27 protein-coding genes are annotated in these 26714 nt (G+C 73.5%); 12 read left to right on the top strand and 15 right to left on the bottom strand.

Annotated elements, in window-relative coordinates; translation table 11 throughout:
* Positions 1-32: 32 nt before the first annotated feature.
* Positions 33-689 (bottom strand): hypothetical protein, encoded by a 657-nt coding sequence (locus KGD83_RS19145; protein ID WP_212640486.1) that lies wholly within the window; start codon positions 687-689, stop codon positions 33-35.
* Positions 690-999: 310 nt separating this feature from the next.
* Between KGD83_RS19145 and KGD83_RS19140 the strand changes: the two genes are divergently transcribed.
* Positions 1000-1740 (top strand): MerR family transcriptional regulator, encoded by a 741-nt coding sequence (locus KGD83_RS19140; RefSeq protein WP_212640485.1) that lies wholly within the window; start codon positions 1000-1002, stop codon positions 1738-1740.
* Between the two features lie 34 nt (positions 1741-1774).
* Here the strand turns inward: KGD83_RS19140 and KGD83_RS19135 are convergent, their stop codons facing one another.
* The 8 genes from KGD83_RS19135 to KGD83_RS19100 form a co-directional block, all read right to left on the bottom strand.
* Positions 1775-2779, bottom strand: coding sequence for an arsenic resistance protein (locus KGD83_RS19135; protein ID WP_212640484.1), 1005 nt, complete (start codon positions 2777-2779; stop codon positions 1775-1777).
* Positions 2780-3033: 254 nt separating this feature from the next.
* On the bottom strand, positions 3034-3948 hold the full coding sequence (locus KGD83_RS19130; RefSeq protein WP_212640483.1) for a cytochrome c biogenesis CcdA family protein: 915 nt from the start codon (positions 3946-3948) through the stop codon (positions 3034-3036).
* The gene (locus tag KGD83_RS19125) at positions 3941-4789 is read right to left on the bottom strand and encodes a DsbA family protein (protein ID WP_212640482.1); all 849 of its coding nucleotides are present in this window, start codon (positions 4787-4789) and stop codon (positions 3941-3943) included. The genes KGD83_RS19130 and KGD83_RS19125 overlap by 8 nt, the downstream gene beginning before the upstream one ends.
* 239 nt (positions 4790-5028) lie before the next feature.
* Positions 5029-5988 carry a M56 family metallopeptidase gene (locus tag KGD83_RS19120; protein ID WP_212640481.1) on the bottom strand — a complete coding sequence of 320 codons (960 nt, stop codon included), beginning with the start codon at positions 5986-5988 and terminating at the stop codon, positions 5029-5031.
* Positions 5985-6353 carry a BlaI/MecI/CopY family transcriptional regulator gene (locus KGD83_RS19115; RefSeq protein ID WP_212640480.1) on the bottom strand — a complete coding sequence of 123 codons (369 nt, stop codon included), beginning with the start codon at positions 6351-6353 and terminating at the stop codon, positions 5985-5987. The genes KGD83_RS19120 and KGD83_RS19115 overlap by 4 nt, the downstream gene beginning before the upstream one ends.
* 58 nt (positions 6354-6411) lie before the next feature.
* Positions 6412-7647: a PQQ-binding-like beta-propeller repeat protein gene (locus tag KGD83_RS19110; RefSeq protein WP_249351950.1), complete on the bottom strand. Its 1236-nt coding sequence runs from the start codon at positions 7645-7647 to the stop codon at positions 6412-6414.
* 86 nt (positions 7648-7733) lie between these two features.
* Complete coding sequence (locus KGD83_RS19105) at positions 7734-8459, bottom strand: DsbA family protein (RefSeq protein ID WP_212640478.1); 726 nt, start codon at positions 8457-8459, stop codon at positions 7734-7736.
* 248 nt (positions 8460-8707) lie between these two features.
* A complete protein-coding gene (locus tag KGD83_RS19100; RefSeq protein ID WP_212640477.1) occupies positions 8708-10222 on the bottom strand; it encodes an FAD-dependent oxidoreductase in 1515 nt (504 codons plus the stop codon).
* A gap of 502 nt (positions 10223-10724) precedes the next feature.
* Between KGD83_RS19100 and KGD83_RS19095 the strand changes: the two genes are divergently transcribed.
* The 4 genes from KGD83_RS19095 (at position 10725) to KGD83_RS19080 (ending at position 13254) form a co-directional block, all read left to right on the top strand.
* Positions 10725-11678 (top strand): GNAT family N-acetyltransferase, encoded by a 954-nt coding sequence (locus tag KGD83_RS19095; protein ID WP_212640476.1) that lies wholly within the window; start codon positions 10725-10727, stop codon positions 11676-11678.
* Positions 11679-11772: 94 nt separating this feature from the next.
* Positions 11773-11943, top strand: coding sequence for a hypothetical protein (locus tag KGD83_RS19090; protein ID WP_212640475.1), 171 nt, complete (start codon positions 11773-11775; stop codon positions 11941-11943).
* Positions 11944-12026: 83 nt separating this feature from the next.
* On the top strand, positions 12027-12677 hold the full coding sequence (locus tag KGD83_RS19085) for a hypothetical protein (RefSeq protein ID WP_212640474.1): 651 nt from the start codon (positions 12027-12029) through the stop codon (positions 12675-12677).
* Between the two features lie 115 nt (positions 12678-12792).
* Positions 12793-13254, top strand: a complete 462-nt coding sequence (locus KGD83_RS19080) for a PPOX class F420-dependent oxidoreductase (protein ID WP_212640473.1) — start codon at positions 12793-12795, stop codon at positions 13252-13254.
* 87 nt (positions 13255-13341) lie between these two features.
* Here the strand turns inward: KGD83_RS19080 and KGD83_RS19075 are convergent, their stop codons facing one another.
* The 6 genes from KGD83_RS19075 to mgrA form a co-directional block, all read right to left on the bottom strand.
* Entirely contained in the window at positions 13342-13686 is a 345-nt protein-coding gene (locus KGD83_RS19075) for a hypothetical protein (protein WP_212640472.1), read from the bottom strand.
* Positions 13687-13717: 31 nt separating this feature from the next.
* Entirely contained in the window at positions 13718-14122 is a 405-nt protein-coding gene (locus KGD83_RS19070; protein WP_212640471.1) for a four-helix bundle copper-binding protein, read from the bottom strand.
* 54 nt (positions 14123-14176) lie between these two features.
* Entirely contained in the window at positions 14177-15643 is a 1467-nt protein-coding gene (locus KGD83_RS19065; protein ID WP_249351949.1) for a cytochrome P450, read from the bottom strand.
* A 436-nt stretch (positions 15644-16079) separates the two neighbouring features.
* Complete coding sequence (locus KGD83_RS19060; RefSeq protein ID WP_212640470.1) at positions 16080-18104, bottom strand: CocE/NonD family hydrolase; 2025 nt, start codon at positions 18102-18104, stop codon at positions 16080-16082.
* Positions 18105-18119: 15 nt separating this feature from the next.
* Entirely contained in the window at positions 18120-19481 is a 1362-nt protein-coding gene (locus tag KGD83_RS19055; protein WP_249351948.1) for an ATP-grasp domain-containing protein, read from the bottom strand.
* Positions 19482-19655: 174 nt separating this feature from the next.
* The gene (gene mgrA, locus KGD83_RS19050; protein WP_212640469.1) at positions 19656-20654 is read right to left on the bottom strand and encodes an L-glyceraldehyde 3-phosphate reductase; all 999 of its coding nucleotides are present in this window, start codon (positions 20652-20654) and stop codon (positions 19656-19658) included.
* Between the two features lie 301 nt (positions 20655-20955).
* Between mgrA and KGD83_RS19045 the strand changes: the two genes are divergently transcribed.
* The 7 genes from KGD83_RS19045 to KGD83_RS19015 all read left to right on the top strand — a co-directional run bounded on the left by KGD83_RS19045 (position 20956) and on the right by KGD83_RS19015 (position 26695).
* Entirely contained in the window at positions 20956-21312 is a 357-nt protein-coding gene (locus KGD83_RS19045) for a hypothetical protein (RefSeq protein WP_212640468.1), read from the top strand.
* 264 nt (positions 21313-21576) lie between these two features.
* Positions 21577-22791, top strand: coding sequence for an SDR family NAD(P)-dependent oxidoreductase (locus tag KGD83_RS19040; RefSeq protein WP_212640467.1), 1215 nt, complete (start codon positions 21577-21579; stop codon positions 22789-22791).
* A 55-nt stretch (positions 22792-22846) separates the two neighbouring features.
* Entirely contained in the window at positions 22847-23812 is a 966-nt protein-coding gene (locus KGD83_RS19035) for a TIGR03557 family F420-dependent LLM class oxidoreductase (protein ID WP_212640466.1), read from the top strand.
* Positions 23813-23869: 57 nt separating this feature from the next.
* The gene (locus KGD83_RS19030) at positions 23870-24049 is read left to right on the top strand and encodes a hypothetical protein (protein WP_013152406.1); all 180 of its coding nucleotides are present in this window, start codon (positions 23870-23872) and stop codon (positions 24047-24049) included.
* Between the two features lie 302 nt (positions 24050-24351).
* Entirely contained in the window at positions 24352-25641 is a 1290-nt protein-coding gene (locus KGD83_RS19025; protein WP_212640465.1) for a cellulase family glycosylhydrolase, read from the top strand.
* A 248-nt stretch (positions 25642-25889) separates the two neighbouring features.
* A complete protein-coding gene (locus KGD83_RS19020; protein WP_212640464.1) occupies positions 25890-26351 on the top strand; it encodes a hypothetical protein in 462 nt (153 codons plus the stop codon).
* A complete protein-coding gene (locus KGD83_RS19015) occupies positions 26351-26695 on the top strand; it encodes a transcriptional regulator (RefSeq protein WP_212640463.1) in 345 nt (114 codons plus the stop codon). Before KGD83_RS19020 ends, KGD83_RS19015 begins: the two co-directional genes overlap by 1 nt.
* Positions 26696-26714: the final 19 nt, after the last annotated feature.

Below are 26714 nucleotides of genomic sequence, written 5' to 3'. Positions count from 1 at the left end.
GCCGCGCGAACGCGCGTCCGCGGCGTCGGCGTTCAGTTGCTGCCGTCCAGCAGCGCGTTCCAGCGCAGCCGGGTCGCCCGCTCCACGCTGGAGGTCGAGGCGCACAACCCGAGCGCGACGTTGAGCCACAGCGGCAGGTCGACGGGCGAGGTGAAGGTGCCGAAGCGCTCGGCCACCGGCGGCACCTGCGAGACCGCTTCGACGATCTGGGGGACGACGAGAAGGATCGGGACGACCAGCAGGACCAGGGACACCGCCCTGACCAGCCGGCCCAGCGCCGGGTGCTCGCGGTCCAGGCGGGCGCGGCGGCCCTCCGCCGAGCGTTCGTCCGGAACGAGTTGGTGCTCGTCGCCCCCGGCGGTCACGTAGTGGCAGCGTTTGAGCCCGAAGGCCGTCGACTCCACCTCGACCACCCCTCCCGGCACCGGGAAGACCGCCGGGAGCGCGGACACCAGGTGGTGCCGGCCGTCCAGGTAGAGGTGGGCTTTGCCCTTGCCGTCCTCGGTCATGACCCGCTGCCAGTAGGGCACGTCGACGGAGTAGACCGCGCGGTGCCCGTCGCCGTCGGTCAGGGGCAGGTGGAACAGTGCGCGGGAGAGCGGCTGCCACCAGCGGAAGCTTTTGAGCGGACGGCCGTTTCCGTCCTTGATCCGCTTGGCCGCCTCGCGCCGTCCGCGTTCCTTGATCACTTCGGGCTCCCTGTCCGCTCGTGAGTACCGGTGGCCGACCCGACGCGGAATCCGGACCGCCGCATACCCGTCGGCGCTGAAGGCGCACCCGGCATGCTCGGTCGCGAACCGGTCACGATCGGCGTTCGTTCCTATTCCAAAGGCTGCCCCCGGGGCAGGGTCAAACCAGGGAGCCGTCCGGTGCCGGGGACGGCGGACCGACGGGGGCGAACGAGGGGTCGCTGCTCGACCCGGTCCCCGGGGCAGGATGTGGACTGTGTGTCCGCGTGGGGCGCGGCGCCGCCCGCGGTCGCGGAGGAGGAGGCATCGCGTGGCCTGGAGTACTCAGCAGCTCGCCGAGCTGGCCAACACCACGGTGAAGGCCGTCCGGTACTACCACGAGGTCGGCCTGCTGGACGTGCCGGAGCGGACGGCGAACGGCTACAAGCAGTACCAGGTCCCGCACCTGGTCCGCCTGCTCCAGATCAAGCGGTTGAGCGATCTGGGCGTCCCGCTGTCGGAGGTGGCGTCGATGGGACGGGCGGACGAGGACCCGGACGAAGCGATCCGCGTGCTGGACAAGGAGCTGGAGGCGACGGTCGACCGGCTCAACCGCGTGCGGGCGGAGCTGGCCGTCATCCTGCGCCACCGCGCACCGGCCTACGTGCCCCCCGCGTTCGCGCCGGTCTCCCGTGAGCTCTCCGACCGGCAGCGGTCGCTGCTGATGGTCTACTCGACCGTCCTCAGCGACAGGTCCGTCGAGGAGTTCCGCGCGCTGATCAACGACCCCGACGAGACGGACGAGGAGTTCGAGGCCCTTCCCGAGGACGCGGACGACGCCGCGATCGACCGCCTCGCCGCGCGCATGCTGCCGGTCGTGCGCAGGCGGCGCGAGGAGAACCCGTGGTCGGCCGACCCCGCCGTCGACGCGCCGGGCGGCGCGGAGCGCGCCGAACGCACGATGGCCGAGGCCATGGTGCAGTTGTACAACCCCGCGCAGCTGCGGGTGCTGAAGCGTCTGAGCGACCTCCTCCGGGAGGAGGCTCCGGACGGGGGAGGCGAAGCGCCCTGACGCGGTGTCCGGGCCGGCCCGGAGCCCGTGGCGGTCAGCGCTCCAGGCCGTGCCCCTGGCGGGTCCCGGCCGGAGCGGGCCGGTTCCCGGCGGGCCTTCGGACCCTCACCAGTTGAGCGAGCAGGGCCAGCACGGGCAGTTCCACCAGTGGTCCCACCACCAGCGCGACCGCGATCAGGGGCCGGTCCGGGAAGGCCGCGACCGCGATGGCCAGCGCGATGGGCGAGTTGCGGGCCGTAGTGGTCATGACCAGGGTGACCCCCTGGTCCGCCGGGAGGCCCATCAGCCGGGACAGGCCGGTGGCGATCAGGGGCAGCGCCACGAAGAAGACCGCCAGCGGCGGCAGCAGGGCGAGCAGGTCGGCGCCGTGTTCCAGGACGGTGCGGGCCTGCCAGGCGAACATCGCCAGAACGGCCGCGTACAGCAGCGGCAGGACCGGGCGCGAGGCCGGTCCGGTGACGTACCGCTCGCGCCAAGCCGCCCCCTTGAACCGGTATGAGGCCCACCGCAGCACCGCGGCCAGGGCCAGCGGGACGACGAGGACGAGCAGGACCGACTCGGCCAGGGCGGCGGCGTCGACCATGGCGGCCCGCCCGCCCAGCAGCAGCACGTACACCGGCAGAAGCGCGAGCTGGAGGACGAGGTTGACCGGGAGCAGGGCGGCGGCGACGCCGGTGTGCCCGCGCGCCATGGCGGTGAAGACCAGGTACCAGTCCGTGCACGGGGTCACCAGCAGCAACAGCAGACCGATGCGCAGGTCCGGTTCGCCTCCGAGCAGCCCCGCTCCCAGTGCCCAGGCCAGGGCCGGGGTGAACACGAAGTTGAGCACCAGGCTGAGGGCGACCAGGGTCCTGGCGCGCCCGACCTCGCCCACGCGGGCGGCGTCCATCTGCACGAACACGGCGGTCAGCATCGCCAGCAGGGCGGGCAGCACCACGTGCTCGGCCGCCGGGCCGACGGGCAGCAGCAGGCCCGCGGCCAGTCCCGCCACGGCTGCCATGGCCACGAACAGGCTCTGGAGGCGTTCGGCCAGCGACATCGGTTCAGCGCTCCCCAGCGGTTTCGAGGACCCGTATCAACACCATGCGCCCACGGTAGGCCCTCGCGCCGACCCGAGGGCCGGGCCCCGTACGAGCCGCGGGCGGGGTCCTCGCGCGCACGCCCCCGTGCGCGGCTCCGCGCAGTACACCGATCCGAGCGCCCACGGCCGGGACCGCCGTCGGGGTAAGGCGACCCGGCGCCACGCTGGTGCGTACGGTGCGCCGAGCCGGTGCCGCCCGCCGGGCAGCGCGCTCACGCTCCTCCGCCGGTGGTCTCGGAGCGCGCGCCCCGGGCACGCCCCTCCTGAACCTCCTGGGCGGGGTCCTTCCCCTCGGAGCCCTTCGACCCGCGCGCCCGGCTCCACTGCCGGACGCCCGCCGCGAGCAGGGCGATCCCGGCAGCGGCGAGGACGAACACGTCGATCCCCGCCCCGCCGACGGCGAAGAGCCACTCCTGGACCCGGTAGCTCTGGTCGTCGAACGCTCCGACGCCGCCGAAGAGGGACGCCGTTCCGTCATAGCGCAGGAACACGATGCCGATGGCGACGAACGACAGGCCCGACAGCGTGCTCGTGGTGTGGACGCGCACGGGGCCCAGGGAGACGGTGCGTCCGCGCAGCCAGCGCTTCTCCCCCAGGTCGTAGCGGTCCCACAGCAGCGCCAGCACGAACAGCGGACCGGCCATCCCCAGCGCGTAGACCGCCAGGAGCACGGCGCCGCGCAGAGGCCCGCCGGTGGCCGCGACGGTCAGTACCGCGCCGAGGATCGGCCCGGAGCAGAAACCGGCGAATCCGTACACCGCGCCCAGCCCGAAGACCGAGACGGTGTTCGTGCGTCCGGAGAAGCGCCCCTGGAGGCGCTGGGCCAGCCGCGAGGAGAACCCGAAGCCCACGATCTGCGCCACGCCGAAGGCGATGACGAGCGAGCCCGCCACGGTGATGAGGAGTTCGCGCTCTCCGTAGAACAGGCGGCTGACCACGGCCGATCCCGCACCGAGCGGAACCAGCGTGGTGCACAGGCCCAGGTAGAACACGCCGGTGCGGGCCAGGAGGCGGCGCGGGTCGCGGAACGCGTACCCGAAGAACGAGGGGAGCAGCAGGGCGCTGCACGGGCTGAACAGGGCGAGCACGCCGCCCGCCAGGGCCGCGACGAGACCGACGTCAGCCATCGCCGTCCCTCCCAGCGTCCGCCAGCGCGTCCTCGACCGCCGACACGAACGCGGAGAGCGGTTGTGCGCCCATGAGGGGCTGGCCGTTGACGAGGAAGGCGGGGGTGGAGGTGACCCCGATCCCCTGCGCCTCCGCGAAGTCGCGGCTCACCATCGCGGCGGCCTCGTCGCCGTGCCGGTCCTCCTCGAAGCGCTCGGGGTCCATGCCCAGCTCCGCGACGATCTCGTCCAGCACCTCTTCCAGGGCCTCGCCCTCGAACTTCTCCCCGTGGGCGAAGTAGGCCTCGTGGAACTCCCAGAACCCGCCCTGCTTCCCGGCGGCCCGGGCGGCGTGGGAGACCGTCTCCGAGGAACCGGTGATGACGGGGAAGTCGCGCCACTCGATGCGCAGGTCCCCCCGTTCGACGTAGTGCATCAGCTCGGGCTGGGTCTCCCGGGCCCAGCGGCCGCAGTAGGGGCAGTTGTAGTCGGAGTAGGCCACCATGACCACGGGGGCGTCGACCTCGCCCATCGCGGCGGGGTCCGCGGGGTCCCGGCGGGCCAGCAGGGCCCCGAACTCCCGCTGGTCGGGGACCTGGTCGTCGGCTCCGGCGGTGTGGGGGGCGGAGTCGGCCGCCGGCTCCCGCGCCGCGGGTTCCTGAGCCCGGTCGTCCACGGCACGGTTGGCCACGAGCAGACCCGCGACGACCACCAGGCCGAGGCCGGCGAACAGGAGGCCCCGCCACGAACCGCCGCCGCCCCCGTCCGGGGTGCGGCCCCGCCCGCGCTCCGCGCCCGGCGAGGGCCGGGCGTTCACCTGCTTCTTCCCGCGGCCGGGTTCGGACCCGGATGAGCTGGACATGTGGGTGCCCCTCGGTCGACTCACGATGTTTCTATCCAGCTTAGTACAATTTCTATGCCTGATAGAAGAAGCGTGCGGGGGACGGTGCGCGGTGTCTACTCCGGGACGGGCTCGCGGCGGTGCCACCGCCCGGGCCGCACGCGGACCCGCTCCCCGGCGAGCCGCGAGCGGGGACGGGCACGGCGCAGCGGGCGCGCCCCGGCCGGGGCGGCTTCCGGTGTTGACCGCGGACGGAGGAGTCAGTGGGCCGCGCAGTCGCAGTACGGGAGGAGGACCCCGGCCAGGGCCGAGGCGACCGTGACCACCAGGGGAGCCGAGACCAGGGCGGCGACCAGCGCGGTGCGCGCACGCGTCCTCCAGCGTCGGCATCCGGCGAGCGGTGCGACCTGGCGCCGGACCCGGGCGACCGGGCAGGCACCGCCGATGGACAGGACCTGCGGGGAGCCGCTCGGACCGGCCTCCGCCAGGGCTCCCAGGGCGTGCACCAGCGGGCGCACGCCGACCTCTCGCACGGCCCGGTCGTCGGCGGCCCACTCCACGAGGACGGGCACCTCGGACGCCGCCGCGCGGAAGAGGGGGACCCGGGGGAAGGCGGAGTCGAGCAGTCGCACCCACCCGACCACGAGGTGGTGGCGTTGGCGCAGGTGGGCCCTCTCGTGGGCCAGGACGGCGCGTACCTGGGGGCCGCTCAGCACCGCTAGGGCGCCCCGGGTGATGACCACGCCCCCCTGCGCGCCGGGGACGCAGTAGGCCCCGCTCTCGGCGGAGTCGACCAGCCACACTCGCTGACCGTGCAGGAGGCGGCGCCGCGCGCGGGAGAGCAGGTCACGGTGGTGGGAGCGCCTCCAGGAGCTGCCCGCCCTCCCGCGCCGCACCCCCGTCCACAGCAGGCGCAGCGCCGCCGCCAGGACCAGCGCGGCGCTGACGCCCACGCCCCATCCGGCGTTGTCGCGCTCCAGGGCCTGCAACACGCTCAGGCACGCGGCCAGGACCGCCTTGACCGAGGGCCCCAGGAGTTCGGCGGCGAACACGGCCGCCAGAGCCGCGCAGGAGGCCGACCAGACCGCGGTCGCCAGGGTCCACAGCGCCAGCATCGTCCTCGGCCCGGGGCCGCAGGAGCGGGAGGCGCGGCGCAGGAGTTCCGGCCCCCTGACGCCGAGCGCGACGACCGCGCAGACGGCGGCCGACGGCCAGATCACGCCTCCTCCTCGGGAGGGAGGCCGTCGAGCAGGGTGCGCAGGGCGCGCACGTCCTGGGGGCTCATGCCGTCCACGAACCGCAGCAGTGTCGCCTCGGAGTCACGGCTACCGGTCAGCGCCTCGTGCATCACGTCGGCGGCGTGCGCCGAGCGGTCCCGCACGGGGCGGTAGAACCACACGCGGCCGAGCTGTTCGCGGTCGACCCACCCCTTGCGCCTGAGGTTCTCCAGAACGGTGGAGATGGTGGTGTAGGCGGGCGCGTGGTCGGTGAGGCGCTCGCGCACCCGCCGCACCGCCAGGGGTTCGGACGCCTCCCACAGGACCTCCATGACCGCCGCCTCCAACGGTCCGAGTCCAGGAATCATGACGCCCGTGTCCCACCTTTCGCCGCGCGGATCGGGTTCAGCATAGTGGTGCCCCCTCTCAGTCCCGTCCGGGCCCGGAGCGGGCCACGGCGACGTAGGAGCCGTCGCCGTCGCCCGCCTCCACCAGTACCGGGCCGCGCGCCGGCCCCGCCACGGGGACCTCCCACGCCCCCTCATCCAGGGTCCGCCCGTCGGCCGTGGACAGGACGCGGTTCCCGTCGTCGGCGGCGGTGTACAGCAGGCCTCCGACGAAGCGTACGGGGCGTTCGCCGGAACGGGCCTCCACCGACCAGAGCTCTTCCTGGGAGGGTCCCCCGCGGCCCAGGAGCACGGGTGCGTCCGTCGTCGCGGAGACGCCCGCGACCGCCGCGCGCCCGGAGCCGTCCCCGACCGTGACGGGTGCGGTGCGCGAGGACAGCTCCGCCAGGAGGCGGCCGTCGCGTATGTCGTGCACCGTGTACACCGCCGCCCCGCCGCGTTCCCAGCGCAGCGTCACGAGCCCGGCCGAGTCGCTCGCGGGACGGCGGCCGTAGGTCAGGGTGGTCTCTCCCGACTCCTGGGCCAGGGACGCGGGGACGGGAAGCCCGGAACCCCGCCACAGCTGTTCGCCCGAGGAGGTGTCGATCGCGCGGAGCCCGCCGTCGCGGTGGACCAGGAGGGTTCCCTGGTACTCGTGGAGCACCGCGTCACCGTCCTCCTCGTCGGCCGCCACCGCCCCGGTGTCCGCGGCCAGGGCGACCCCGGGGCCGGTCTCCTCGCTCATGACCGTGTGCGAGACCCGGGCGAAGACCAGGCCGGGGCCCACCCACGTGCCCGGCACCTCGGTCGGCCCCCAGACCCTGCGCCCGGTGGAGGGGTCGTATGCCGCCGCGGTGACCGTGGCGGCCAACAGGCCGCGTTCGGGCGCGGCGTCGCTGTCCAGGAGCACGACCAGTTCCCCGCCCCGGCCGTCGCGGGTCGTGGTGAACCCCGTGCAGCTCGGGTTGCGCGGCGTTGACCAGCGGGTGCGCCCCCGGGCGTCCACCCCGAGGAAGCGCAGGTCCCCGCCCCCGCCGTCGGCGACCAGACCGACGAAACCGCCGTCGGTGGCCTTGGGTTCGGAGGAGTAGGGGGAGGTCCACAGCCCCCGGTCGCCGAGCACGCCGGGGATGCGCCCGGTGTCCACGGCCACCGGGGGAGCGGGCGGTTCGTCCAGGGGCCGTGCGTCCCGGGGAGCGGCGAGTTCGGGCCGACCGCAGGCGGTGAGCACCAGCAGCAGGCACGCCGCGGCTGCCGCGCGCGCTGGGCTGCGCACCGGGTCGCGTGCCCGTCGCGTGCGGCCCGGTCCGGGGGTGTTCCGGCGGGGCAGGGGCCGTCCGGGAGTCTGAAGGGGGGTCATGGTCACCGCCCGGCCGCGCGCAGCGCCGCGTCGACGCTGTCGGTGAAGGCCTCCAGGGGCTGGGCGCCCAGGACGGGGTCGCCGTTGACGAGGAAGGCCGGTGTGCCGCTCATCCCCATGTCCTGCCCCTCGGTGAAGTCCCGTTCCACGGCCGTCCCGGTCTCGGCGGAGTCCAGGTCGCGGGCGAAGGCGTCGGTGTCCAGGCCGATCTCCCCGGCGGCGTCGCGCATGCTCGCGCGCACCTCGTCCGCGCCGCCGGTGAAGTCCTCCGGGGCGGCGTAGACGCGGGCGTGGTACTCCCAGAAGCGGTCCTGGTTCCCGGCGGCGACCGCCCCCCGGGCGAGCAGGCGGGAGGCCTCTCCGAGGTAGGGGAACTCGCGCCATTCGATCCGGACCAGCCCCGGGTCGACGTAGGCCTCGACCAGTTCGGGCTGGGTGCGGCGGACCCAGTCGGCGCAGAACGGGCAGAGGTAGTCGGAGTAGACGATGAGCACCACCGGGGCGTCGGCGGCCCCCATCGCGTGCGGGTCGGCCGGGTCCCGACGGGCCAGCTCCTCTACCGCGGCCCGCGTCTCCTCGCTGACCGTGTCGGCGGCGGTCCCGCCGGGGGATCCTGCGGCCCCGGAGCCCTCGGCGTTCACGAAGAGGGCCGTGAGCAGCAGCAGCGCACAGGCGGCTCCGGTCAGCAGGAGGGCCGGGGCGCTGTTGCGTCGGGGTGGCTCGGACATGGTCGGGGGCCTCGCACACGGTAGCTTCTATGGACGATAGTTTTTATTCTATCCCGCATAGAACAACGTCCGTCGGCGGGCCGGCCCCTGTGCGCGCCGAACTGAGCGCGGGGCGGGGACGTCGGCGCTCAGGGCGTTTCGGCCCGCGCCGCGCCCGTCCGGGGGGAGCACGCCCGGGCGTGCTCCCCCGCCGTCGTGACAGTCGGGCAAACCCCCGGCCGCGCGCGTTCGCGACGCCCCTATGGACGTCAGGCGTCGTCGAGGTCGACGGTGGGCAGGGGCGTGACCGCCGGTCCGTTGAGCACGCCGCCGTCGGTGTCGTAGCGGGAGCCGTGGCAGGGGCAGTCCCAGCTGGTCTCCGCCGCGTTCCATGCCAGTCGGCAGCCCAGGTGGGTGCAGTTCAGGCTGACGGCGTGGAGCCCGCCCCGTTCGTCGCGGTACGCGCCGACGGAGTCGCCGTCGACCTCGATGACGCCGCCCTGGCCCCGGTCCAGGTGGCGGCCGTGGTGTGGGCGCAGCCGGCCCAGGTGTCCGCCGACCATGTCCGCGCCGACCTTGAGGTTGTCCTTGATCAGCCGCCCCACGGCCTTGGCGTCACCGACGCGGGTCGCGTCGAACATCGTCAGCCAGGGGTTGTCGCGGCCCTGTAGGAGGTCGCTCAGGATGACGGCGGCGGCGGTGCCGTTGCTCAGGCCCCACTTGTTGAACCCCGTCGCCACGAGGATCCGGTCGTTCATCGACGAACGACCGATGTAGGGCACCTGGTCGGCCGTGGTGTAGTCCTGGCCGGACCAGCGGTACTCCACCGCGTCCACGTCGAAGGTGGACCTGGTCCACTGTTCCAGGTCGTCCCACAACGCCTGGGTGTCCTGCCCGGTGCCGGTCTCGTGGCCGCCGCCCACCACGACCAGCCCGTTGGGGCCGCGGTCCAGCCACGGGCGCGTGGACCTGCTGGGCGAGTCGACCGAGATCGCCATCTCCCGGGGCGCCGGACCGTGGAGCCTGGCCGCCAGCCCGAAGGACCGGAAGGGGCGCGTCCTGGCGAAGTACCCGCCGATCATGTTGATCGGCAACAGCGTCGCCACCACCACGGAGCCTGCGCGGACCGTACCGTCGTCGGTGCGCACGCGCACGGTGCCGTCCCGCTCCTCATCCACCTCCAGCACGCGGGTGTGCTCGAAGACCCGGCCGCCGACCGCCGAGAGCGCCTCGGCCAGCCCGGCGACGTAGCGGCCCGAGTGGAAGTGCAGCTGGTGGTCGAACCGTACCGCCGCCTCGATCCCGAAGGGCAGGTCGGTCGTCTCCACCAGCGACGCCGGAAGGCGCAGGCGCTGGGCCGCGGCCGCCTCCTCCTCCAGGGTCCGGCGCTGTTCGGGGTCACGGGTGTAGGCCACGGCGGGCGCGCGGGTGAGGTCGCAGTCGATGCCGTACTCACCGGCCAGTTCCGCGACCAGTTCCACCCCGGCCTGGTTGGCGTCGGCGTACACGCGGGCCAGGTCCTGGCCGTAGCGGTCGACCAGCCCCGCGTAGACCAGCCCGTGCTGGGAGGTGACCTTGCCGGTGGTGTGCCCCGTCGTGCCCCGTCCCAGGCGCCCGGCCTCCAGCACCGCGACGCTGCCCGCACCGGCCCGCCGCGCCAGCAGCGCGGTCGTCAGCCCGACGATGCCGCCTCCCACCACCGCGACGTCGACCTCCACGTCCTGGCTCAGACGGGGAAACTCCGGTCGGTTCTCCACGACCGTCCACACGCTCCTGTGCCGCATCCTCTGCCCCTCCCGATCAGGTCCAGACGCCGTCGGCCCCCGTGCGACGGACAGCGCCTACACCAGCTACCCAGCGTTCCCGGCCGCTACCGCCGGAGCCTCGGGTCGGGGCATGGCCTGATGCGACTTCCAGTACCGGGGGAGGGGCGGTGCTGCTCTGGTGGTTCCCGAGGTGGAGAGGGATGGTGGTCTGTATGTTTGGTTCTCTGGAACGACAGCGTTTTGGTGGCTGGTGAGTTTCTTTGGTTCTTTTGGGGTCTGTGGTGTGTGTCTTCTTCTGAAGAAGTCGGAGAAATGACTGCTTGCCGCTGGTAAGTGCGCAGCTCGTTGACGTGCTCCCCGCGCACGCGGGGACGGTCCCCAGATCACGATCAACGCTGCCCCGAACGTGCCGTGCTCCTTGCGTATGCGGGGATGGGGCCCGAGCACCACTGACCGCCGCGTTCGTCGTCTCCGGAAAACCGCTCGACGGCTTCGCGGCGGCCTGACACAGTGGCGCACCATGACGGGTTCCGAACTTGTGACCGCCGAGGACGTGCGGCTCATGCAGGGGCTGGCGCAGCGCGTCACCGCGATCCGCCCGGACCTGGTGAACAGCGACGCCTCGTTCGGCGAGCTGGCCTGGAACTGGGGCCGGGGGCACGCCAGCGACGGCGCGACCTGGCCGCGTCGGCTGTGGTTCTCCGGCGGGGAACTGGTCGCGTGGGGCTGGGTCCGCCTTCCGCGCCGGGTGAGGCTGAGCGACGGCTCGGTCAGGGACGCCACCGGCGCCGACCTGATGCACCAGGTCCACCCCGACCACGCCGGGCTGGTCGACGAGGTGATCGCCTGGTACGACGCCACGGCGGCGGGCCTCGAACGCACGGTGCTGCCCAGCGCCGCCGACGGGTTCGCCCTGGAACGGTGGGCGGCGCACGGCTACGGGACCGACCCCGAATCGCTCGGCGACGACGGGACCTGGACCCAGCTCAACGAGCGCGACCTCACCGACGTGGAAAAGCCGGTGCCGCCGACCGGGTTCCGCTTCCGCACCGCCGACGAGGCCGGGCCGGAAGCCGCGGTCCGGGCCCACCTGGACGCCTGGGCCCCCTCGGCGTACACGGCCGAGGCCTACCGCGGCGTCCGGGGGGCGCCGGGGTACCGCGGCGACCTGCACGTCCTGGTGGAGGCGCCGGACGGGACGATGGCGTCCTCGACGATCATGTGGCTCGACGAGGCCAACGGGACCGTCGAGTTCGAGCCGGTCGGCACGCACCCGGACTACCGGCGCCTCGGGCTGGGCAGGGCGATGCTCCTGCACGGGATGCGCCTGGCGAGGGCGGCCGGGGCCACGCACGCGACGGTCGCCTGCCTGGGCGCGCCGGGGCACCCCGAGGCGCGCGGGCTGTACTACGGCGTCGGGTTCCGGATGCTCGTGCGCGACGCACCGCTCGTCAAGGCCGCGACCGAGAAGTGACGTCCGTGTGACTCCTGATGCATGAGATGGACGTGTGGTCCCTGGTGGCCTCGGGTAGGGGCGGGCCAGTCATCCGACAGGGAGGAGACCGGACATGAGCGTTCCGGAGGAGTCCAGGCCCAAGACCACGGACACCGACCAGGTCGTCGAGGCCGACCACAGCGACGACGCCCGCGAGCCGGACACCCGAGGAGAACTGGAGGCCGAGCTCCAGGACAGGATGGAGGAGCGGGACCTCAGCCGCGAGGACTTCGGCACGGAGTGAACCGGCCACGGTCCCGGGGCCGCACCGACCGACGGCGGCTCCGGGACCGGCCTGGCCGTGCGGCGAACGGGTAGGCCCACGGTATGAGCGATCCCTCCGCGCACGCCGCTCCCGAACCCCGTGACCCCCTCACCCGCCTGCGCCTCCGCGCCAACCGGAGCGAACGCAGCAGGAAGGTCCTCTACGGTCTCTACCAGGGTCTTTCCTTCGGCTGCGCCATGGGCTTCGCCCGTTTCCTGCTGAGCGGGTCCGACCCGTGGACCTCGCTGTTGCACGGCGTCATCGCCGGAGTGGTCTTCAGTTCGTTCACGGCCCTGTTCACCACTCCGCCGCGTCCGCGGGTGTCCCGCGACCCGGCGGTGCAGGCCGCCATCGCCCCCGAGACACTGCGCGCCGCCACCGAGCGGCTGATCCTCGGCCGACCCGGTGCCGACCCCGAGGCCAACCGTGTGGCCGCCCTCCAGGCCGAACAGGTGCTCAACGCCCCCTCCGTGAAGATCCCGGTCTCCGTGGCGGCCCTCGTCGCGGCCGTCTGCGCACTGGGCGCCCTCGCACTGCCCTCCGGTGGGGCGATGGACTTTCCGCGCGCCCTGCTGGGGGCGGTCGCCCTCGCCTGTGTCCTGACGCCGTGCCTCCTGCTCCCGGCGCGGCTCCTCCACCGGCGGCGCAGCAGGGAGTTCCTGGCACTCCGCACCCCGTCCGGCCAGGACCGCTCCGACTCCGGCCGCGACTGACCCGAGGCCCCGTCCGGGACCGCGCGTCGGCCCCGTCCGACCCCGCCCACAGGCGGATACGCTGTCCCGGTCCGCGCGAGGCGCGCGCGGACCCGCGAACAGCGAAAGCGAGAAGATGAGCCCTTCGATCGCCACCAACACCCGTGTCGACCTCGACGGCCTGCTGGAGTTCGTGCGCCCCCGCCACCACGCGCTCCTCATCACCCGCCGCGCCGACGGCGGGCCCCAGGCCTCCCCGGTGACCTGCGGCGTCGACACCCAGGGCCGGATCGTGGTCTCCACCTACCCCGAGCGCGCCAAGACCCGCAACGCCCGGCGCGACCCCCGGGTCAGCGTCCTGGTCCTGTCCGACGACTTCGACGGCGCCTGGGTCCAGGTCGACGGCGAGGCCGAGGTCGTCGACGGGGAGGACGCCGTCGAGCCCCTGGTCGAGTACTTCCGCGTGATCTCCGGCGAGCACCCCGACTGGGACGAGTACCGCGAGGCCATGCGCCGCCAGGGCAAGTCCCTCGTCCGCGTCACCCCGAAGCGGTGGGGCCCGGTCGCCACCGGCGGCTTCCCCGCCGACCGGGTCTGAGCCCGGCCGCCGAGCGCGGCCCCGGCCCGGGACGGGGTTCGGCCGACCGGACCCGGGCCCGGCGGCCCGGCCGCCGCGGTCTCCGGGTCACCGCCCCGCGGGCGGCGGCCGCCAGTCGTCGTCCGTTGGCGCGGCCCCGCGGTCCGGCGGGTCCCCGCCCTCCGGCGGCGGCTCCCAGTCCTCACCGGACGAGGCCCCCGAGGTCCCCTCCCCGGGCCGGGCGGTCCCCAGGCCCGGCATGCTGCCCCTGTCCCAGCCGGTCGGGTACCGCCTGCCCTCGGGCCGCTCCTTCCAGTAGTCCGGCGAGCGCACGGCCTCCTGCTTGCGGATCGTGTCCCTGCGGATGATCCACAGCACGAGGAGGATCACCCCGATCGGGATCACGAGGGCCATCAGGATTCCGAACAGCGCGCCGGGTGTCGCCCACTCCATCGCCTTCCTCCTTCACCTGGGGGCGCGGCCCTCACAGGGCCGCGAGAAGCTCGCGGCACGCGCACTCGCAGCGGCGGCACGCCTCGGCGCACACCCAGCAGTGCTCGTGCCGGGCGGCGTGCCGGTCGCACTCCTCGCCGCACAGGCGGCAGGCCTCCGCGCACGCCTTGACCAGAGCCCGGGCGAGGGTGTCGTCCTCCCCGGTCCGGCGCGAGAGCACCCGCTGGGCGGACTCGCACACGTCGGCGCAGTCCAGGTCCAGGCGCACGCAGGCGACCAGGTCGGCCACCGCCCGTTCGCCCAGACAGGAGTCCGCGCACAGCACGCACGCCTGAGCGCACGACCCGCAGGCCTCGATGCAGGCCCGCACCTTCTCCTCGACCCCGTCGCCCCGGCGGCCGGAGCGGGTGTCCAGCATCTGTTCGACGACGCTCATGACTCCTCCTCGAACGTTTCCGGTCCGGACCCGGGCGGGTCCGGACCGGGACCTTCAGAGCGTGAACCGCAGTGCGAAGTGGTTGAGTGAGGCGGGAAGCCCCGACGCGGGCAGCGGCCCGCCCGCGTCCACGCGGGCCAGGTTCCGGCCCCGGAGCAGGGCGCGCAGGAACAGCGACACCGTCAGCGGCACCAGGTCGCGCGCCGCGCACCCGGCGGGGCCGTAGCTGAAGGGCACGACCCCCGGCTCCGCCTCGGCGCGCCCGTCGAGCCAGGCCTCCGGCTCGAACGCGTCCGCGTACGGAAGCCGGGAGGAGTCCCGGTGGAAGTAGGAACTCGCGATGATGAAGGCCGTTCCCGCCTCGAACACCTCCTGCCGCCAAGCCGTCTCCCGCGTGCTCTCCCGGATCACCATGAGCGTGGTCGGCCACAGCCGCACCGACTCGCGCACCGTGGCCCGCAGCAGCGGCAGGTCGAGCCCCTCGCGGCCGTCCGCCTCCTCGCGGGCCGCGTGGGCGCCGGGGCTGAGCGAGGTCAGCAGCGCCAGGGAGCGGAACGCGGCGACGGCGGCCGCGTCGAAGGCGAACAGCCAGTGCGCCACCTGGTCCTCCGGGTGTACGTCCCCGCCGGGGGCGGTCGCGCCGCGGTCCCGCCCGTTCCCTCCGCCCCCGCCGTGGGGGCACCCGGCGGCCGACTTCGCGGCGGCCGCTCCCGCGACCAGGCGGGCGGCGAGGCTGCCCGGTTCGGCGCGTTCGATGTTGGCGCGCACCCGCCCGAGGAACTCCTCCCTCGCCGCGTGGTCGGTCGGCGCCGCGTAGGCCCAGTTCGCGCGCGAGCGCAGGGCGTGCAGGAGTCCGGTCGTGCGGCGGTCCTCCGCGGCGAACGAGCCGAAGACCACGCGCCGGGCCATGGCGTGGAAGGAGTCGGCGAACCTGCGCCAGTCCAGGACCTCCCCGCCGCGCAGGGCCAGTCTGAGCGCCAGCGCCTCGTCGTCCGCCTGCCCGGCGACGACGTCCCCGTCGGGGTGGATCGTCTGGCCCGGCACCAGGGCGGCCACGTTGGCCGCGCGGCGCCCGGGCCGGGCGCCGTGGTCGGAGACCAGCACCCCGTGGGGCTGGAAGTGGGAGAGCGCGCCGTGCTTCTCCATGCCGCCGGGGGAGAAGGGTTCGGGCGTCTCCCGCAGGAGCCGGCCCACGTCCTCCGGGGACAGGACCAGGGCGAGCCGCCGCCCCGCCAGGCGCAGCGGCAGCGGGTCGTCGCCGTGGCGCTCGCGCAGGCCCCGCAGGAGTGAGACCGCCCTGCGGTCGGCGTCCAGACCGGTGACCAGGCCCGTCATCAGCGGGCGGCGCACGATCACGCCCCGCGCCAGGTTGGGCAGCAGAACCGAGGACAGCAGGCGAGCCGCCTCCGCGGCGGTGGGGCGGCGCGCCCCCCGCCGGAGTTCCGCCTCCGGCCGGGAGCCCGCGTCCTGTGGCGGGTGCGCTCCCTGTCGCCGGTGCGCCTCCTGGTGTTCTGTGGGCATCGAGACCGTCCCCCTCGATCGGTTCGCTCCGGTGGATCGCTGTTCCCGGCTTCGGGTCCTTTCGGTTCCGGCTCCGTACCGGTCCCCGCAGCTCTCACGCCTCCTGCGGATCCCATGGCCCTCATGAGTGCCGGTGATCCGGTTCCCGTGTCCCCCGCCCGGGTGGGGTGCGGGCCTTCCCGGACCCGGTTTTCTCCGCCTCGGCCGTTTACCTGCCGGTTCCAGGCTCTACTCCGTCCCCTGCCCCGGTCCGGGCGTGTCCGAACGGGCACGTATGGGACTTCTGCGACTTGCGTGGTCGCCGTGCGCCGTTCGGCCCCCGACCAGGCCGCTTCGGGGCCGGGACGCCCCCGCACACACGGGCGCCCCGGTCCGCACCGGACCGGGGCGCCCGCCGTTCCCCGACCGCGAACGGCCGCGGGTCACCGGCCGCGGATCACAGGTGGTCCCGGGGCAGCGTCTCGGTCCACTGCCGGGAGAAGACCCGCTCGTCGTTCTCGAAAGCGTCCAGCGTCGCGTACACCCGGAACTCGGTCTCGGTGCACTCCAGCGACGTGTGGGTCTCGGTCCGGGTCCGCCACCCGTCCCGCGCGAAGCGCATCGTCCACGTCGACTCACCGCGCGCGGACGTGAAGTCGCCCGCCACCGACTCGTAGTACTCGTAGGCGCGCCGACCGACGTCCAGGTCGATGTCGTCGAAGTGCAGGATGCCGCCGTCCTTGACGATCTCCAGGGCCGACCTGGTGTCCACCAGGTCCCTGTAGACGGTCCAGCTGTGCTCAGGCTTCTCCCGGCGCGTGGTGGAGATCTCCGGCGACGCCTCCGGCTCCCCGAAGGGCTCCGGGTGCGGCTCGTCGGCCTCCGTGCGCGGACGGACCGGCAGCAGCAGCCTGCTGTCCTCCGGGTGCACGGTCAGCAGGGCGGGCTTGGGCGGCGGCCAGGCCAGCGGCCAGTAGGAGGTGGACAGCGACAGCCTGATGCGGTGCCCCACCGGGAACGCCTGCGCGACACCGTTCATCGTCACCTTCACCCGGTAGATCTCACCGGGTTCGAGCTTCTCGGGGCGCTCGTGGCTGTCGCGGTGGGTGAGGTTGAGCAGTCCGTAGGTCACCCGCGTGGCGCTGCCGTCCGGCGCGACGTCCACCAGCCGGGCGGCGACCATGGCCACCGGTTCGGTGACCGACACGTCCAGCTCCACCTCGGCGGCGCCCAGGATCTCCACGTCCTCCGACAGCACGTCGCTGTCGAAGACCAGGGAACCGCCGTCCTCCTCGCGCTGGTCGTAGGGCAGGTCCGGCGGGGCGTTGTAGGAGGCCCACTTGCCCGCGAACTGGCCCACGGTCAGCGGCGACCGCACGGTCAGCGACTCCGAGTGCACCTCCTCGCCGGGGCGGCCGATGCGGTACCTGGCCAGCGGGTACCCGCGGTACTCCACGCTCGGCGAGGGCCACGCGTCCTCGCGCACCCACCGGCCGGGGCGCTCGGTGTAGGCGGTGGAGGGGGGCACGCTGTCCTGCATCCACGCCCACAGGGACGGGCCCTCGTCGACGCCGTTCTCCTTGCCCTTGAGCCAGCGGTCCAGCCAGCGCACGACCTCCTGGAGGTAGCCGATCGCCGGGCCGGGGGCTCCCATGTGCGGGTAGCGGTGCGACCAGGGGCCGATCAGCCCCCGGCTGGGCGCCTCCAGGTTCTGCAGCAGCCGGAAGACGGCGTTGGAGTAGCCGTCCGCCCATCCGCTGGAGGCCAGCACCGGGCAGCGCACCTTCGAGTAGTCCTCGCTCACCGACGCGTGCCGCCAGTAGTCGTCGCGCCGCTGGTGGCGCAGCCACTCCAGGACCCACGGTTCGGTGGCCTCCAGCCTCTCGTGCCACATCCGCCGCCAGTCGTCGCCGACGGTCACCGGGTCCGGCGGGCAGGTGCCCGCGGAGAACATCGTCCCCGCCTCGGCGAGGTTGTCCGACAGCAGGCAGCCGCCCATGTAGTGGAAGTCGTCGCCGTACCGGTCGTCGGTGAAGGAGCTGATGACGATCGCGCCCAGGCTCGGGGGCTGGCGGGCCGCCACCTGGAGCGCGGCGAACCCGCCCCAGGACAGCCCCATCATGCTGGTCCTCCCGTTGCACCAGGGCTGCTTGGCCAGCCAGGCCAGCACCTCCTCGGCGTCCAGCTGCTCGCGCTCCAGGTACTCGTCGGTGAGTACGCCCTCGGAGTCACCGGTGCCCCGCAGGTCCACGCGGACGCAGGCGTAGCCGTGCCCCGCGATGTAGGGGTGGTGCATGGAGTCGCGCACCGACGTCAGGTCGCGTCTGCGGTAGGGGATGTACTCCAGCACCGCGGGGACGGGGGACACGTCGGAGGAGGTCGCCCGCCACACCCTGGCGGCCAGGTGCACACCGTCCGACATCGGTATCCACAGGTGCTCGTCCTCCTGGACGGCGTTGGGCAGGTTGTTGACCACGTGCATGGACCGGGGCCCCTCCTAGTGTTCGGCCAGCTTGTCCTTCGTGCCGTGCTCGTCCTCGAACTCGAACTCGAGCTCGTCCACGCAGCGCTCGTACTTGGCGCGCATCTCGGTCTCGTCCTCGGCCCCGATGGTGATCTTGGCGAGCTCGTAGCTGTAGCTGTCCTGGGCGTTCATGTCCGAGAGCCGCTGCCCCTGCTCGGGCACGATCTCGATCCTCACGCCGGGCAGGGACTCCTCCAGCGCGGACACCTCCTCGGGGGTGGGCACGCGCGCGGCGACGCCGTCCTCGAAGCGGCGGTGGTACCACTCCGCGGCCACCCGGTACTCGCCCCGGGCGTCCTCGTCCAGGGCGGGGTCCTGCCCGAAGCCCAGCCGCAGCATGCGCTCGTGGTTGGCGACCCCGTCCACCAGCTCGAAGAGCTCGGCGTGGGACTGGGAGTGGCGCGTGTTCACCTCCAGCAGGCCCAGCTTCTCCTCCACGGGGTCGTAGAAGAACTCGACGCTGAACGTGGAGTTGTCCATCCCCACCTGTTCGATGACCTTGACGGCCACTTCGGACATCCACCGGCACACGTTCTCGGGGAGGCCGGAGGGGTACTGGTGGCGCAGGAACACCGAGCTGCCCGGGTAGTCGACCGAGTCCAGGGCGCCGTAGACCACGACCTCGCCCTTGTACACGTAGCCCTCGACGGCCGCCTGCACGCCCTGCATCGCGGCCTCGGCGAGGGCCGTGCGCCCGCCCACGGAGGAGACCTCGGGAGGCAGGTCCACCATCTCCAGGATCTGCTCGAAGGGGCGGCCGATGCGGTCGACGCCGTCGCGGAGCAGGGACACCGCCTGCTGGAACGCCTCGTCGTCGCCGACCTTGTAGGCCAGCTCGGAGGAGGCCGACTTCACCGGCTTGAGCCACATCGGGTAGGAGGGGCTCTCGGGGGGCGCGGGGGCTTCCTCGGACAGTTCGACCAGACCGAAGGCCGGGTACTCGTCGATGACCTTCTGCTGCTCCAGCCTGCTCCAGTACTTGTGCTCACACTTGACGAAGGACTCCAGGGAGGACGAGGGGAGTCCGCGGCGGGAGCAGAGGATGGGCACGAACAGGGTCACCGGGAAGTCCCAGTAGCCCACGATCGCGTCGACGCTCCCGTCGAAGTCGTCCAGGATCCTCTCCGCCTTGGCCAGGAGTTCCTGGATGTCCACCTCGCCGACCTGGAGCTCGTCCAGGCCCAGCAGCTGGTGGAACTCACAGTGCCGACCTGTGGGGGTCCTGCGCAGGATCTCCAGGTTGTGCTCGTCCAGGCCGACCACGAACACGTTCTTCACGGCTACCCGCACCGCCTTCCTCTTCTGGTGCTCTTCCGAGCGGGGATGCATACGCATGCGCCTAACCCGTGCCGGGTGCTCCAAACGCGGGCGTGTCGCGCCTCACGCCGAGGAAGCGCTGGTCGTCGCGCCGCGACGGCGCGCGGCGCGCACGCGCGGGCCCCGCCGCGGACGGTCGGAGGTCCGCGGCGGGGCCGGTGGTGCGGCGGGGCCGGTGGTGCGGCCGGGAGGTCAGCGTGTGCGGGGGGCGTAACGGTCGATCCCGGCCAGCTCCTCGGCGTCGAACTCCAGGTTGGCGACCGCCGCCACGTTGTCCTCCAACTGCGCGACGCTGCTCGCGCCGATGACGGCGGAGGTCACCCGGCCGCCGCGCAGCACCCAGGCCAGTGCCATCTGCGCCAGCGTCTGCCCGCGCCGCCGGGCGATCCCGTCGAGCCCGCGCACCCGCTCCAGCACCTCCTCGGTGATGCCCTCGGCGTTCAGGAACGGGCTGCTCCCGGCCGCCCGCGAACCCTCCGGTACTCCGTGGAGGTAGCGGTTGGTCAGCAGCCCCTGCGCGAGCGGGGAGTAGGCGATGGAGCCCGCGCCCACCTCGTCGAGCGCGTCGAGCAGCCCGTCCTCCACCCACCGGTTGAACATCGAGTAGGAGGGCTGGTGGATGAGCATCGGCGTGCCCAGGTCGCGCAGGATCGCCGCGGCCTCGCGCGTCTGCTCGGGCGAGTAGTTGGACACGCCCGCGTACAGGGCCTTGCCCTGGCGCACGGCCGTGTCCAGCGCCCCCATGGACTCCTCAAGCGGGGTGTCGGGGTCGGGCCGGTGGTGGTAGAACACGTCCACGTACTCCAGGCCCATGCGCTCCAGGCTCTGGTCCAGGCTGGACAGCAGGTACTTGCGCGAGCCCCACTCGCCGTAGGGACCGGGCCACATCAGGTACCCGGCCTTGGTCGAGACCACGATCTCGTCGCGGTAGCGGCGCAGGTCCCGGGTCATGACCCGGCCGAAGTTCTCCTCCGCAGATCCGGGCGGGGGACCGTAGTTGTTGGCCAGGTCGAAGTGGGTCACTCCCAGGTCGAACGCGCGCAGCAGGACGGCGCTCTGGTCCTCGACGGCGCGCTCGTGGCCGAAGTTGTGCCACAGCCCCAGGGACAGGGCGGGCAGCCTCAGCCCGCTGCGGCCGCACCGCCGGTAGGGCATCGTCTCGTACCGCTCGGGGGCGGCGACGTAGGTCATGGCATCTCTCCCTCGTGTGGCTGTGCTCCGGGTCCTCGCGCGGGGGCGGGCCGACCGGCGTGCGGAGAGTACAGCGCTCGTGGCGGGCGCACCAACAGCGCCCCCGCGCCGGCGGTTCGGGGCGTCCGGAACCGTGTCGGCCACGACCGCCCCGTCGCCCCCGCGCGTGCCGAGCAGTCCCGCTGCCGGGGGCCGGAACCCGTCCCCGCCACGGCCACCTGCGGTTTCGCGTTGGGGCTCACGGGTAGCCCGTACGCCTGTCACCCCGGTTCCGTACCGACAGAAGAGGGAGTGAACGTCGATGCACCACGAGACCCAGCCCCCGATCGAGGGCTACGAGGGCCTTCCGCTGGGGACGCTCCAGCACCGTGTCCGCTCGCTCGACGCCGACCAGATGCGCCAGCTCATCCGCTACGAGTCCGAACACGCCAACCGGATCAACGTCCTGGAGGTCCTGGAGCACCGCCTGATGGAGCTGGAGCAGGGCGCCGAACCCTCCGGGGGATCGCAGGACTTCCAACCCGAGCGCCCGGGTCCGCCCACCGGCGGCTCACCGGTGAGCGAGCACACCGCCGCTCCCGCGTTCAGCCCGCCGCCGCAGGGCGTCCCCAACCAGCCCGCCAAACCCAAGGGCGACTACCGGCCCGGCGGCCAGTGAGGCGGTCCCCGGCCCCGCCGGGACAAGGGGGGCGCGGGACACCGCTCCCGTGTTCGCGGCGGTGCCCGCCGTCCCCGCCGCGGCTGACGGGAACCCGGCCCGGGGAGGCGGACCGGAGCGCGGCCACCGGCCGTTTTCGCTCCGCCGCCTCGGGTAGCCGTACACCCACATCCCCCTGAACGCTCTTCTCCGACGCACAGGGAGTGACATGGTGCTGGCATCCACCGCGGGCCCGGCCCGCGGCCACGGCGGACGGGGCGGCCGGTGATCCGCGGCAGGGCGCCCCTGGTCCTGGCCGGTGCGGGCTGGGCGGCGTCCCGACTCCGGGACAGGCGTGACCGGTGGGAGGACCCCGGACCGCGGCGGCGACGCCGACGCGGAGGGACGGTCCCCTGGATGGTGGCCGGTGTCGCCCTGGGCCTGGGGGCGGCTGCGCTGGCCGGTCCGCGGCGGCCCGCCCTGCTGGACGGCAGGGTCGCGCTGATCACCGGCGGCTCCCGCGGGCTCGGGCTCCAACTGGCCCGAGAGTTCGGCCGGCGCGGCGCGTCCGTCGTGATCTGCGCCCGCCAACAGGACGAGATCGACCGGGCGGTGGCCGACCTGGAGCGCCGGGGCGTGCGGGTGCGCGGCGTCCGGTGCGACATCCGCGACCCCGAGTGCGCCGAGGGCCTGGTCGAGGAGGCCACCGCGGCCTTCGGACACCTGGACTTCGTCGTCAACAACGCGGGCATCATCCAAGTGGGTCCGCACGAGACGCTCTCGGAGGACCACTTCCGCGACGCCATGGAGACCATGTTCTGGGCGCCGCTGCGCATCTCCCGTGCCGCGATCGGCCCGCTGGAGCGCACCCGCGGCTCCCTGGTCACCATCACCTCGATCGGCGGCCACCTGAGCGTGCCGCACCTGCTGCCCTACTCCTGCGCCAAGTTCGCCGAGGTCGGCCTCTCCGAGGGGCTGGGGGCGGAGGTCGCGCGCCGGGGAGTGCGGACCACCACGGTGGTCCCGGGGCTGATGCGCACCGGCTCCCACAAGGCGGCCGTCTTCTCCGGGAACCCCGAACACGAGTACACCTGGTTCGCCCTGGGCGCCGGGCTGCCCCTGGTCTCGGTGAGCGGGGAGCGCGCGGCGCGCCGGATCGTGGAGGCGGCCGCGCGGGGGCGCAGCTACCTGGTGCTCACACCGCTGGCCAGGGCGGCCATCGCCGCGCGGGGGCTGTGCCCCTCCTTCGTCCAGGGCGCCATGCGCGTCATGGACCGGGCCCTGCCGGACCCCGGCGGACCGGTGGGGCACAAGCCCGGACGCGAGGCGGACGACACCGCGGTCAACCGGGTGCTGAAACTGCCCACGGCGCTCAACGAGCGCGCGAGCAGGCGCCTCAACCAGAGGGACGGCGAGGGCGGCGGCGCGTCCGGGGACCAAGGGCCGGACGCCGACGGACCGGAGGGGACCGGGCCGGGGTCCGGCGGGCCCGGCCGTTGACCGGAGGCCGCCGCGGCGAACGGCGACCGGCGACCGCGAATCGGGAGAACACGACGTGACGCGTTTCGGATACTTTCTCGCCAGCGAGGAGCACGGGCCCCGGGAGCTGGTCCGCCAGGCGCGGGCCGCCGAGGAGGCCGGGTTCGACTCCCTGTGGATCTCCGACCACTACCACCCATGGCTGGACGCGCAGGGGCAGAGCCCCTTCGTGTGGTCGGTGGTCGGCGCCATCGGGCAGGTGACGTCCCTGCCGGTCACCACGGCGGTGACCTGCCCGACCACGCGGATGCACCCGGCCGTGGTCGCGCAGGCCGCGGCGACCGCCGCGTCGATGGTCCGGGGCGGGTTCACCCTGGGCGTGGGCACCGGCGAGGCGCTCAACGAGCACATCCTCGGCCAGCCCTGGCCGCCCGCGGCCCGGCGCCTGGAGATGCTGGAAGAGGCCGTGGAGGTGATGCGCAAGCTGTGGACCGGCAAGCTCGTCACCCACCGGGGCCGCCACTACGAGGTGGACACCGCGCGCCTGTACACGCTGCCCGAGGAGCCGCCGAGGATCTACATGTCGGCGTTCGGCCCCAAGGCCACGCGGCTCGCGGCCAGGGAGGCCGACGGCCTGATCCAGGTGGCGCCCAGCGACGAGACGGTCGAGAACTTCCGCTCCTGGGGCGGCGACGGCAAGCCCGTCCAGGGCGGGCTCAAGGTCTGCTGGGCGCCGAGCGAGGCCGGGGCCCGGCGGGTGGCGCACGAGCGCTGGCCCAACGAGGCGCTGGCGGGAGAGGCGCCGCAGCTGCTGCCGCTGCCCCGCCACTTCGAACAGCTCACCCAGGGCCTGGTCACGGAGGACATGGTGGCGCGGGAGATCGCCTGCGGGCCCGACCCGGAGGTGCACGCGGCGGCCATCCGCCCGTACCTGGAGGCCGGTGTGGACGAGGTCTACGTCTGCCAGGTGGGCGACGACCAGGACGGCTTCTTCGCGTTCTACGCGGAGGAGGTTCTGCCCCGGCTGCGGGCCGGGGCCTGACGAGCGGTGCGGCGCGCGGGCGGCTTAGTCCGCGGGCCGCGCCCGTGAGGAGGACAGATGCACACCCGTACCCGTGACGGCACCCTGCGCGAACCGGGGCCGATGCCGCCGGATCCGTTCCCCCCGACCCCGATGCCGCCTCCCTCCCCGCCCGAGCCCGTGCCCGAGCCGGAACCGCCCGGCCCGGGACCGCTCCCCGAACCGCCGGGACCGGAGCCCCAGCCCGAACCCGCCTGAGACACCCGCCGGAACTCCGCGCGGGCAGGACCGTGGGGCGCGCACCGCGGGTGACCCGCGCGCCCCACGGGTTCGCCGTGCGCGGGGAGGCCTCGCCCGGCCCGCGTGCGCCGCCGGGCGGGACCACTGGGCGGGGGACACACCCACCAGACGCCCGGCGCGGGCGTGCACGGACGTGAATCCGTGGCGTCAGGGGGATTGTCCCGTGCGTGACGGTCCGCCTAGGTTGCACGGGAAAGACTCCTTCCGGTCCGGACCGCCCGCCCGGGCGGTCCGGACCGCCACCTGCTGGAGGAACCACAGTGGTGCAACCCCCCGTCCCCGCCCGACGGCGACCCGCCCCCGTCCGCACCGCCCTCGCGGGCGCGCTCCTGCTCGCACCCCTCGCGCTCGTCACCGCGCAGGGCCCGGCCGCGGCCGCCCCCGCGGCCCCCGCGTCCGCGGTGGCCGAGGCACCGGTTCGGACCGCCTCCAGCCCCGTCGAGACCCACGGCCAGCTGCGTGTCTGCGGCCTCAAGCTCTGCGACGAGAGCGGCGAGACCGTCCAGCTCACCGGGATGAGCTCCCACGGCCTCCAGTGGTACAGCGACTGCCTCACCGACGGCTCCCTGGACGCGCTCGCCCACGACTGGAACGCCGACGTCCTGCGCGTGTCCATGTACATCCAGGAGGGCGGCTACGAGACCGACCCGCGCGGCTTCACCGACCGGGTCCACGAGCTGATCGAGGAGGGCACCGCGCGCGGCATGTACGTCATCGTCGACTGGCACATGCTCACGCCCGGCGACCCGAACCACAACACCGACATGGCGCGCACCTTCTTCTCCGAGATCGCCTCCGTCCACGCCGGCAAGGACAACGTCCTGTACGAGATCGCCAACGAGCCCCACGGGGTCTCCTGGGACGCGATCCGCGGCTACGCGGAGGAGATCATCCCGGTCGTGCGCGCAGGGGACCCCGAGGCCGTCGTGCTCGTCGGCACCCGCGGCTGGTCCTCCCTCGGCCTGTCGGAGAGCTCCGACCACACCGAGATCACCGCGGACCCGGTGGACGCCGACAACATCATGTACGTCTTCCACTTCTACGCCGCCACGCACGACGACTTCCACCGGGAGGGCCTGCGGGCGGCGGCGCGGGACCTGCCGCTGTTCGTCACCGAGTTCGGTACCCAGGAGGCCACCGGCGACGGGCCCAACGACTTCGCCTCGGCCCAGGCCTACCTCGACCTCCTGGCCGAGGAGCAGATCAGCTGGGTGAACTGGAACTTCTCCGACGACTTCCGCTCCGGCGCGGTGTTCGAGACGGGCACCTGCGCCGCCGACGGCCCCTGGACGGGCACCGAGTCGCTCAAGCCCGCGGGGGAGTGGATCCGCGACCGCATCCGCGAGAGCGGGGTCGCCCCGACCGACCCCACCGACCCGACCGACCCGGACGCGTGCGAGACCCCGGCCTGGTCCTCGGGAGAGGTGTACACCGGCGGCGACCAGGTCAGCCACGGCGGACGCCTGTACCGGGCCCAGTGGTGGACGCAGGGGGAGGAGCCGGGGACCACGGGTGAGTGGGGCGTCTGGAGGGACCTCGGCGCCTGTTGACCGAGGTCCGGGGGGCGGGCCGGGAGGCCCGCCCCCGCGCTCTCCAAACCTGGCGTGGGCTGGCGGAGGCGACCCCGACAGGCCCTGCTGCCCCGACACGCGTCGGCCATCTGCGGTCGGCGCGTTTTCGCATGTCAGTGAGGCGAACACGCGTCAGTGGCCTTCTCTGCGGCCCCGGCGTGTTTGACAGGACCCGATCCTTGGTATCTACTTTCCATATAGAAAGTAGATACGAAAGAGGAGACGACATGAACAGCAACCCCGAGCTCGACCAGGTCGCCGACGCCCGCCGCAGGCTCGCCGGCCACACCGACCCGCCCGCCGCCTACTGGGTCTTCCTCGCCGCCGCGAGCGTCCTCATCGCCGGCCTGCCGATCTGGTCGGCCCTCCTGCCCGGCGGCGGCCCCTACTTCCAGTGGGCCATCCTCGGCGTGGTCGTCATCGCCACCGCCTACTCGGTCGTCCAGCGCCGACGCAGCGGCGTGTACATGCCGCGCTACGTCTTCTCCTACCCCGGCGCCCGCCTGATGTGGATCGCCGCCCTGGCCATCACGGGCGTGGGCTACATCGGCATCAACCTCCTGGTCGACCAGGGCATGATCGGCTTCGCGCTCGCCGCGCTGGCGCCCGTGGCCGCCCTCGTGCTCGCCGGACAGATGATGGTCCGCTCGGCCATGCGCCGCAGCATCGAGAACGGCAGGGTCCAGTAGTGACCGCGCTGCACAGCCCCGGCGGCGGCGCCTCCCCCGGCGGCGCCGCCGCCGCACGCCAACCGATCCTGGAGACCGGCCCGCGCCTGGCGATGTGCGCGCTGTTGCAGAGCGCGAACTGGGTCGACTTCGCCACCGTGCGCGACCTGCTCGGCGTTCGCGATCCGATGGTCTCCAAGCACAGCCGCACCCTGGAGGACGCCGGACTGCTCGAAGTCCGCAAGGGAGCGGTCGGGCGCCGGCCGAAAACCTGGTTCCGCCTGACACCGGTCGGACGAACGGCCCTGCAGAGCCACCTGGCCTGGCTGACCGGCCTGGGATCAGCGATCGACCAGGAGCCTTGAGCCCGTCGCGACAGGAAAC

Origin of the sequence: Nocardiopsis akebiae, assembly GCF_018316795.1 — a bacterium.
In the GTDB taxonomy this organism is placed as follows: domain Bacteria; phylum Actinomycetota; class Actinomycetes; order Streptosporangiales; family Streptosporangiaceae; genus Nocardiopsis; species Nocardiopsis dassonvillei.
Note: the sequence above shows the minus strand (reverse complement) of the source record. Positions and strands in the feature narration are given on the sequence as shown.

Bases quoted from the DNA above. Each gene is read 5' to 3' on its own strand.
- KGD83_RS19070 (WP_212640471.1), bottom strand. From the start codon at position 14,122: ATGAGCGTCGTCGAACAGATGCTGGACACCCGCTCCGGCCGCCGGGGC.
- KGD83_RS19055 (WP_249351948.1), bottom strand. From the start codon at position 19,481: ATGCGTATGCATCCCCGCTCGGAAGAGCACCAGAAGAGGAAGGCGGTG.
- KGD83_RS19030 (WP_013152406.1), top strand. From the start codon at position 23,870: ATGCACACCCGTACCCGTGACGGCACCCTGCGCGAACCGGGGCCGATG.
- KGD83_RS19085 (WP_212640474.1), top strand. From the start codon at position 12,027: ATGAGCGATCCCTCCGCGCACGCCGCTCCCGAACCCCGTGACCCCCTC.
- KGD83_RS19125 (WP_212640482.1), bottom strand. From the start codon at position 4,789: ATGTCCAGCTCATCCGGGTCCGAACCCGGCCGCGGGAAGAAGCAGGTG.
- KGD83_RS19105 (WP_212640478.1), bottom strand. From the start codon at position 8,459: ATGTCCGAGCCACCCCGACGCAACAGCGCCCCGGCCCTCCTGCTGACC.
- KGD83_RS19020 (WP_212640464.1), top strand. From the start codon at position 25,890: ATGAACAGCAACCCCGAGCTCGACCAGGTCGCCGACGCCCGCCGCAGG.
- KGD83_RS19080 (WP_212640473.1), top strand. From the start codon at position 12,793: ATGAGCCCTTCGATCGCCACCAACACCCGTGTCGACCTCGACGGCCTG.
- KGD83_RS19060 (WP_212640470.1), bottom strand. From the start codon at position 18,104: ATGCACGTGGTCAACAACCTGCCCAACGCCGTCCAGGAGGACGAGCAC.
- KGD83_RS19130 (WP_212640483.1), bottom strand. From the start codon at position 3,948: ATGGCTGACGTCGGTCTCGTCGCGGCCCTGGCGGGCGGCGTGCTCGCC.
- mgrA (WP_212640469.1), bottom strand. From the start codon at position 20,654: ATGACCTACGTCGCCGCCCCCGAGCGGTACGAGACGATGCCCTACCGG.
- KGD83_RS19065 (WP_249351949.1), bottom strand. From the start codon at position 15,643: ATGCCCACAGAACACCAGGAGGCGCACCGGCGACAGGGAGCGCACCCG.
- KGD83_RS19090 (WP_212640475.1), top strand. From the start codon at position 11,773: ATGAGCGTTCCGGAGGAGTCCAGGCCCAAGACCACGGACACCGACCAG.
- KGD83_RS19100 (WP_212640477.1), bottom strand. From the start codon at position 10,222: ATGCGGCACAGGAGCGTGTGGACGGTCGTGGAGAACCGACCGGAGTTT.
- KGD83_RS19135 (WP_212640484.1), bottom strand. From the start codon at position 2,779: ATGTCGCTGGCCGAACGCCTCCAGAGCCTGTTCGTGGCCATGGCAGCC.
- KGD83_RS19095 (WP_212640476.1), top strand. From the start codon at position 10,725: ATGACGGGTTCCGAACTTGTGACCGCCGAGGACGTGCGGCTCATGCAG.
- KGD83_RS19115 (WP_212640480.1), bottom strand. From the start codon at position 6,353: ATGATTCCTGGACTCGGACCGTTGGAGGCGGCGGTCATGGAGGTCCTG.
- KGD83_RS19075 (WP_212640472.1), bottom strand. From the start codon at position 13,686: ATGGAGTGGGCGACACCCGGCGCGCTGTTCGGAATCCTGATGGCCCTC.
- KGD83_RS19045 (WP_212640468.1), top strand. From the start codon at position 20,956: ATGCACCACGAGACCCAGCCCCCGATCGAGGGCTACGAGGGCCTTCCG.